The sequence below is a fragment of the Myxococcus sp. AB056 genome, assembly GCF_006547365.1.
GTDB classification, from domain to species: Bacteria; Myxococcota; Myxococcia; order Myxococcales; family Myxococcaceae; genus Myxococcus; species Myxococcus virescens.
The window spans coordinates 74,998-82,559 of record NZ_VHLB01000033.1; the positions used below are offsets into that span (position 1 = coordinate 74,998).

Consider the following 7,562-nt stretch of genomic DNA (forward strand, 5'->3'; position numbering starts at 1 on the left):
GCACTGGCGGAGCGCTTCGAGGCGGCCCGGCCGCGCGAGCCAGGCCGTGGGGCAGGGCGCTCTTTGAAACACGAAGGGCCGGGCCTCCGCGCAGGAGGACCCGGCCCCGATGCTCACCGCGACGCGGTGGCGGTGCTCAGTACCGGCCGCCGCCCACGGCGGAGACGATGGCGGAGAGGACGCGGTTCTCCACGCCCCACACGGCCTTGTTCAGGCCCTTGATGCCGGCGCCGCGCAGGTAGTCGGTGAAGTCGTGCAGCGCGGTGGAGCGCTGCATGCCCTCGCCCTTGGCCGCGTAGAGCAGCGGCGTGTTGGGGGCGCCCGTCAGGCCCAGGTCCGGCACGGCCTCGGACAGCTTCTGCGGGTCGATGCCCGTCGCGGCGGACATCATCGCCACCGTGAACTTGTGCACCGGCAGGTCGCGCACGTTCGGGACCTTCTTGTAGACCTTCGCCTTCGTCTTCTCGTCGCTGGCGAGCTGGTCCAGCGACACGTTCGCCATGGCGATGAGCTGCTCGTTCGTCACGTGCTTGCTGTCGAGGATGGCCCGGCTGAACAGGCTGGCCGCGGTGTCACCCTTGATGGTGATGTTGTTCGCGTCCGGGTTCGACTGGAGCCGCGAGACGATGGACTGCACCGCCTTGCCCACCTCGGTGTCCGGGCCGCCGCGCCACGCACCGGGAATCGGCTGGGCCGCCGCGGCCGGACGGGCCCGGGCCGCGCCCTCGAAGGAGTTCACCTGCGTGTGACCCACGGCGGTGGCCCGGGCCACGTTGGCCGCCTGCTGAGCCGCCGGCTGGGCCCGCGCAGGCGCGGTGGTGGGGTTCGAGATGACGCGGGGGCGGCTGTCGATGCGGGACATGGCCTGGGGGGCTCCGGGAAAAATCAGCTTGTCGGTGATTATCGCAAGACAGCTGTAAAGGTTGCGTGGGGCGATATGTTCCACCGCAATGAAGGCCTTTCCCAAAGAGTTCGCTGACTGGCTGACCCCCCGGGGTCGCCGCATCCTCGACGGCAAGGAGCGTGACGTGGTGGGCGCGCTGCTCGACCCGGCGCGTCCCTTCGTGTCACTGCAAGGTGTCATCGACCCACGCCGTGCCGCCGCATGCCGCGATGCGTTGGACGCGGCGATGCGCGAGACGATGGTGCCCATGGAGGACCCGATTCCAGCGGACTCCATCTCCGGGCAGACGATGAACTACATGGAGTTGCTGCCCAAGACGGTGCGGGTGAGCACGGCGCTGCTGGAGAGCCGCCGCTCCCGCTCGTGGCGCGCGGCGGAGTCCGTGGGGCTCACGGACATGTTGCGCTCGGACACCTTCGCCGGGTTTGCCGCCGCGGTGACGGGCCGGGCGCTGCGGCGCAAGTGGGGCATCCAGGCGCTGTGCTACGGGCCGGGGGACTACTCCGGGCCGCACAACGACCACCACCCGGAGGAGCCCGAGGCCCGGGACGGCTACGTGGACATGCACGTCAGCCTCACGCTGCCCGGGGTGGAGCACCAGTACCTCATCTATGCCCAGGACGGGCACTTCACGCAGATGGCCCCCGTCAGCACCGTGGGCGGCATCACCGTGTACCGGCTGCCCTTCTGGCACTACACGACGCCGTTGCTGGCCCGGAAGGGGAAGGAGGAGACCTCCCGCCGCTGGGTCCTGTTGGGCACCTTCCTGGACGCGGCCCCGGGGGCCCGGCCCGCGACCACCATTCTCCCCGCACAGCCTCCAGCGAAACGCCTGCCCGCCCGGTAGGCCGGTGACTTTCGGGAGTGGCGGCGGGGCCGGACGGCGTTAGCTTGGGGCGCCCTATGAGCCCCATCGACACCGACGCCCTGGCCGGAGACCTCCTCGAGTACATCGACGCCTCGCCCACGCCGTACCACGCGGTGCGCGAGTCGGCCCGCCGTCTGACGCAGGCGGGCTACCGCCAGTTGGACGAGCGCGAGCCCTGGACGCTGGAGCCGGGCGCGCGCGTGTTCATCACCCGCGGCGACACGAGCATCGCGGCGTTCCACCTCGGCACCCAGCCCGTGGACCGGGCGGGCTTCCGGCTGGTGGGCTCGCACACGGACTCTCCCAACCTGCGCGTGAAGCCGAACGCGGCGGTGACGAAGAACGGCTACCAGCAGCTCGGCGTGGAAATCTACGGCGGGGTGCTGCTGCACACCTGGACGGACCGGGACTTGTCGCTCGCCGGCCGCGTCATGGTGATGGTGGAGGGCCGCCCGCAGCGGCACCTGGTGGACTTCCGCCGGCCGCTGCTGCGCGTGCCCAACCTGGCCATTCACCTCAACCGCGGGGTGAACTCGGACGGGCTCAAGCTGAACGCGCAGGAGCACATGGTGCCGGTGCTGGGCCTGGAGCGCGCGGGCGTCGCGGAGCTGCACGGGCTGCTGCTGGAGGAGTTGGCCAAGGGTGGCGTGAAGGCGCAGGCGGGGGACATCCTCGGCTACGACTTGTGCCTCTATGACTTGCAGCCGTCCATCCGCTCGGGCGCGCATGGCGAGTTCCTCCACGCGCCGCGCCTGGACAACCTGGCCAGCTGTCACGCCAGCCTGTCCGCGCTGCTCTCCAGCAGTGAGTCGCGTGAGGCCACCAGCGGCGTCATCCTGTTCGACCACGAAGAGGTGGGCAGCCGCAGCGCGCAGGGCGCCGCGTCACCCTTCCTGCGCACGCTGCTGGAGCGCCTGACGCTGGCGCACTCGGACGGCAAGCCGGACGCGTTCCACCGCGCCATCGCGCACTCGTTCCTGGTGAGCGCGGACATGGCGCACGCCATCCATCCCAACTACCCGTCCCTGCACGAGCCCAAGCACCAGCCGCACATGGGCGCGGGCCCGGTCATCAAGTCGAACGTGAACCAGTCCTACGCCACGGATGGCGAGTCGTGGGCCTTCTTCACGGCGCTGTGCCGCGAGGCCGGCGTGACGCCGCAGCACTTCGTCACCCGCACGGATTTGGGCTGTGGCAGCACCATTGGCCCCATCTCCGCGGGCCAGCTCGGCATCCGCACGGTGGACGTGGGCAACCCCATGCTGTCCATGCACTCCATCCGGGAGATGGCCTGCGCCACCGACGTGGCGCAGATGGTGGCCGTGCTCAGCCGCCTCTTCGCGTAGTCCCGCTGGTGCTCAGGAGACCGCGAGCGTCAGCCGGCGCTCGCGGGCTTCCGTCAGCGTGTGCGCGTCCATCAGCACCGCCGTCTTCTCCGGCGGGGACAGCGGCTCCACGTTGTCACCCAGCAGCTTGCGCCGCGCGGAGGCCAGGGCCATGGGCACGGCGGCCGGCGAGGGCTGGGACTCCAGCAGCGCCAGGTGCAGCGCGTGCGCCTTGGCATCGGAGATGACGTGGTCCACCGCGTCCTTCACCGGCTCCAGCGCGTGCTCCTCGGCCACCTCTTGCGCCCGCTCCAACACGCGCGGCGGCTCCGTCTCCTCGGGGATGACGAGCAGCCCGCGCCGCTCCAGCCAGATGCCCAGCGACGCGCGGGACGTGAAGACGGAGAGGGGGATGGACAGCAGCAGGCCGGCCACGACGGGTGACAGCCACAGCAGCAGCCCGGGCGACAGGAAGAACGCCACCGCCGCCAGCACCACGCCCACGGTGGTGTGAACGGCATGCCGCCGGGCCGCCTCGGCCCAGGGCAGGTCGGCGTCGTCGCGTTGCTGGCTGGACCACGTCACCTTGTAGCCAAGCAGCGTGCCGAAGACGAAGTGCGACTGGAACAGCATCATCACCGGCGCCATCAGCGTGGCCAGCACGCTCTCCAGCAGCACGCTCAGCACCAGCCGCACGCGGCCGCCCATGAGCGCCGAGTCCTGGGCGCTGGCCAGCGCCAGCAGCAGCCCGAAGCACTTGGGCGCGAACAGCATGGCCATGGACACGGAGAACAGCCGCACGGCGCCCGTGGTGTCGAACGCCAGCGCCTCCGGGCCCAGGTCCTCCAGCAGGTGTGGGTTGGAGAAGGACAGCCACCCGTCATAGAGGCCGGCAATCAGCCCGGACATCAGGAACAGCAGCCACAGCGGGGACGCCGCGTAGGACATCACGCCCATCAGGAAGTGGCCCCGGCTGATGGGGTGCAGGCCGCCCGCGGCCACCAGGCTCAGGTGCTGGAGGTTGCCCTGGCACCAGCGGCGGTCTCTCTGCGCGTAGTCCAGCAGGCTGGGGGGCGGCTGCTCGAAGCTGCCGCCCAGCTCCGTCACCAGCCACACGGTGTAGCCGGCGCGGCGCATCAGCGCGGCCTCCACGAAGTCGTGGCTGAGGATGTGGCCACCGAAGGGCTGCTGGCCGGGGAGCACCGGCAGGCCGCAGTGCTGGATGAAGGCCTCCGTGCGGATGATGGCGTTGTGGCCCCAGTAGTTGGACTCACCCAGCTGCCACGCCGCCGCGCCAGCGGCCACCACCGGGCCGTAGACGCGCCCGGCGAACTGCTGCAGCCGGGCGAAGAGGGTGCTGCGGCCCACGTTCAGCGGCGGCGCCTGGAGGATGCCCGCGCGCGGGTTGAGCTCCATCAGCCGCGCCATCGTCACCAGCGTGCGGCCGTCCATCAGGCTGTCGGCGTCCAGCACGATGGTGAAGTCGTAGTGGCGGCCCCAGCGCTCGCAGAAGTCCTGGAGGTTGCCGGCCTTCTTGCCGGTGTTGTCCGTGCGGCGCCGGTAGAAGATGCGTCCCTGGCCACCTACGCGGCGGCACAGGTCGGCCCAGGCGAGCTCCTCGGCGATCCACGCCTCCGGGCGGGTGGAGTCGCTGAGGATGTAGAAGTCGAAGGCGTCCAACTGCCCGGTGGCCTCCACGGACTCGTAGGTGGCCTGCACGTTGGCGAAGACAGAGGCCGGGTCCTCGTTGTGGACCGGCATCACCACCGACGTGCGCGAGGTGAGCCGCGTGGCGGACTCCTCCGCCGTGGGCCAGCGCAGGCCGGGCAGCCGCTTGCTCACGGCGAGCTGGAGGAACCCCGCCACCGCCGTCCAGAAGGACAGCGCAATCCACCCGAAGCACAGGGCGAAGAGCACCAGCAGCACGCCTTCGGGGACGGTGGTGCCGCGCGCGCTCAGCAGGCGGTGCATCTCCCACGTGCCCGCGAGGGTGGACGCGGCGGCAAGGCCCAGGACGAAGAGGCGCCGGATGCCGGCGCTCTCCGGTGAGAACGAATGAGCGTGCATGGCGGAACCTCGCGAGGAATCTCCCGGAGCAGGAGGCTGCGTCAGCGGGAGACGGACATGTCCGGCTGTCCGGCGCGCAGCCAGCGGCGCAGGCGCTCGCCCAGCGGCCACAGCACAAGCTGCTGCTCCGGCATCTGCGTGGCAACCTGCGCCGGCGTCGGCACCGGCACCGCGGCGCGCAGGGCGCGGTACAGCTCGCGCGGCACCGCGTCCCGGGTGAGCACGGAGGCGCCGAAGCGCGCGCCGTCACTGAGGACGAAGGCAGCGCGGCCACGGGTCAGCAGCCGGCCCTCGCCCACGACGTCCATGTCCAGCACGCGCGTCAGCCACGTCTCCATGCGGGCACGGGCCAGGGCCACGGCGGCCTGCGGCTTCACGTTGGACGCGGTGACACCCTCCAGCGCCCAGGCGGCCAGCGCGGCCAGGTCCTCGGCGGCTTCGAAGCCGAAGCCCTGGAAGAAGGCGTCGAGCGCCACGCACGTCTCCGGGCGGACCCAGTCGGTCGGCACGGAGGGGCAGGTGTTCGGCGTCGTCACGGAATCCATAGATAGCTCCAGGTCTCGGTGAGGGTCTCCGAACCGCGCCGCAGGAACGCGCGCAGCTCGATGGGTTCACTGGTGCCCTCGGGCTCCAGCTCGAAGGTGGTGCGCCAACCCCCGGAAGGTTCGTGGCGCTGGATGGTGGAGCGCAGCACCTGGCCCTTGGCCGCGGTGATGACGGCTTCCACCGGCCCGTCCTCGGCGCGGGCGGTACGAGAGAAGTCGAGGATGAACCGGCGCGTGGCCGGCGTGACGCCTTCGCCCACGGGCATGCCCGGGGTGATGGCGGAGGTGATGCGCGTCGAGGTGACGACACCGCCGGTGCTCTCCCAGGGCGACCTGGCGCCCCAGTGCAGGCGGTAGGCCACGCGCAGCGGCGTGCCCGGGGTGAGCGGCGCGTCCGGCACCCAGAAGGCGACGATGTTGTCGTGCGTCTCGTCCGGCGTCGGAATCTCCACCAGCCGCACCGCGCCGGCGCCCCACTCGCCCACGGGCTCCACCCACGCGCTGGGGCGGCGCTCGTAGTGGGCCTCCAGGTCCTCGTAGTTGTGGAAAGCCGTATCGCGCTGGAGCAGACCGAAGGCGCGCGGAGTCTCCGCGCGGAAGCTGGAGGTGCGCACTTGCCGCGGGTTCTGCAGCGGGCGCCACAGCTGCTCGCCGTCCCGGGTCCAGACGAGGAGGCCGTCCGAGTCGTGGACCTCCGGCCGGAAGTCGTCGAACTTCGCGCGGTCGTTCTCACCGAACAGGTACATGCTGGTGAGCGGCGCCACGCCCAGGTTGTCGATGGTGCGGCGCGAGAAGAGGGTGGCCTGCACCTCCATCACCGTGTTCGAGCCGGGGGTGATGGTGAAGCGGTACGCCCCGGTGATGCTCGGGCCGTCCATCAGCGCGTGCACCACCACCTGGCCCGCGCCAGAGGCCGGGCGCTCCAGCCAGAACTCTCGAAACTCCGGGAACTCCTCTGGGGTCGGCTGCGCGGTGTCGATGGCGATGCCACGCGCGGAGAGGCCGTAGAGGTTGCCCTGGCCCAGCGAGCGGAAGTAGCTGGCGCCCTGGAACACCGCGAGCTCGTCGAAGATGTCCGGGCGGTTGAGCGGGTGGTGGAAGCGCAGGCCCGCGAAGCCGTCCACGCCGCTGCGAGGCAGGGACGCCTTGTTGACGACCTTGCCGTAGCTGAAGAGGTCCTGGGAGAAGCGCAGCGGCTGCGAGCGGCCCGCCTCCACGACGTTCATCACCACCGGGGACTGGAACAGGAAGCCCGGGTGGAAGAACTGCACCTGGAAGGGCAGGCCCGCGTCGCGCCAGTGCGCGCGCTCCGGACGGAAGCGGATGTCGCGGTACTGGTCGTAGTTGAGCTGGGTGTACGCCTTCGGCAGGGACTTCGGCGGCGCCTGGTAGGGCCTGGCCGCCAGCGCCCGCGCGCGCTCCACCACCGTCTCCGTGGAAAAGGCCGTCGTGCCCTTCGTGGCCGCGGTCTGGGCCTTGGCCGGCGGAGCCGCCACGGCGGCGCCGCTCGACGCCACCGCCACGGCACACAGCCACGGCGCACCCAGCTTCAACGCTTTCTGCCGCAACGACGTCACGTCCGAGCGCCTCCGAAGGAGAGGTTTCGCCGAACGGCTCCGGTGTCCCGGACCTCGCCCGACCGCACGCTCCGCGTGGACTCGCGGTGCGGCGCGTCAGTGCCTCAGCAACCCGCGTACCAGCCCCGCAAGCCCGAATCCGCCGTCATAAAAACGCTGGGATTCCAATGGGTTGGGCGCGGTGTGTGACTGGAAAGTCACGGAAAGCACACTCTGCGCATGCCTCCTGTGGACGGTTCCCTGCCCTGCGGTCGGGGGCGGTGGGGAGGATAGGGG

6 protein-coding genes are annotated in these 7,562 nt (G+C 70.9%); 2 read left to right on the plus strand and 4 right to left on the minus strand.

Annotated features, from left to right (window positions below):
- Window positions 1-136 precede the first annotated feature (136 nt).
- Window positions 137-1,006 carry a hypothetical protein gene (locus tag FMP39_RS16810; RefSeq protein ID WP_090489578.1) on the minus strand — a complete coding sequence of 290 codons (870 nt, stop codon included), beginning with the start codon at window positions 1,004-1,006 and terminating at the stop codon, window positions 137-139.
- On the opposite strand from FMP39_RS16810, the gene FMP39_RS16815 reads away from it, so the two are divergent.
- The gene (locus FMP39_RS16815) at window positions 951-1,751 is read left to right on the plus strand and encodes a hypothetical protein (RefSeq protein WP_141591292.1); all 801 of its coding nucleotides are present in this window, start codon (window positions 951-953) and stop codon (window positions 1,749-1,751) included. The two genes, FMP39_RS16810 and FMP39_RS16815, sit on opposite strands and share 56 nt — an antisense overlap.
- Before the next feature lie 56 nt (window positions 1,752-1,807).
- Window positions 1,808-3,118 carry a M18 family aminopeptidase gene (locus tag FMP39_RS16820; protein ID WP_194858429.1) on the plus strand — a complete coding sequence of 437 codons (1,311 nt, stop codon included), beginning with the start codon at window positions 1,808-1,810 and terminating at the stop codon, window positions 3,116-3,118.
- Between the two features lie 12 nt (window positions 3,119-3,130).
- On the opposite strand, the gene mdoH is transcribed toward FMP39_RS16820, so the two are convergent.
- Genes mdoH through FMP39_RS16835 form a run of 3 tightly spaced genes read right to left on the minus strand, consistent with a single transcriptional unit; the run spans window position 3,131 to window position 7,286 of the window.
- Window positions 3,131-5,164 (minus strand): glucans biosynthesis glucosyltransferase MdoH, encoded by a 2,034-nt coding sequence (mdoH, locus tag FMP39_RS16825; RefSeq protein WP_141591296.1) that lies wholly within the window; start codon window positions 5,162-5,164, stop codon window positions 3,131-3,133.
- Between the two features lie 41 nt (window positions 5,165-5,205).
- The gene (locus FMP39_RS16830; RefSeq protein ID WP_090489571.1) at window positions 5,206-5,709 is read right to left on the minus strand and encodes a hypothetical protein; all 504 of its coding nucleotides are present in this window, start codon (window positions 5,707-5,709) and stop codon (window positions 5,206-5,208) included.
- Window positions 5,697-7,286 carry a glucan biosynthesis protein gene (locus FMP39_RS16835; RefSeq protein ID WP_141591298.1) on the minus strand — a complete coding sequence of 530 codons (1,590 nt, stop codon included), beginning with the start codon at window positions 7,284-7,286 and terminating at the stop codon, window positions 5,697-5,699. The genes FMP39_RS16830 and FMP39_RS16835 overlap by 13 nt, the downstream gene beginning before the upstream one ends.
- Window positions 7,287-7,562: the final 276 nt, after the last annotated feature.

What these genes read in the sequence shown, in the direction of transcription:
- FMP39_RS16815 (WP_141591292.1), top strand. Translation starts at nt 951, where the DNA reads ATGAAGGCCTTTCCCAAAGAGTTCGCTGACTGGCTGACCCCCCGGGGT.
- FMP39_RS16810 (WP_090489578.1), bottom strand. Translation starts at nt 1,006, where the DNA reads ATGCGGCGACCCCGGGGGGTCAGCCAGTCAGCGAACTCTTTGGGAAAG.
- FMP39_RS16820 (WP_194858429.1), top strand. Translation starts at nt 1,808, where the DNA reads ATGAGCCCCATCGACACCGACGCCCTGGCCGGAGACCTCCTCGAGTAC.
- mdoH (WP_141591296.1), bottom strand. Translation starts at nt 5,164, where the DNA reads ATGCACGCTCATTCGTTCTCACCGGAGAGCGCCGGCATCCGGCGCCTC.
- FMP39_RS16830 (WP_090489571.1), bottom strand. Translation starts at nt 5,709, where the DNA reads ATGGATTCCGTGACGACGCCGAACACCTGCCCCTCCGTGCCGACCGAC.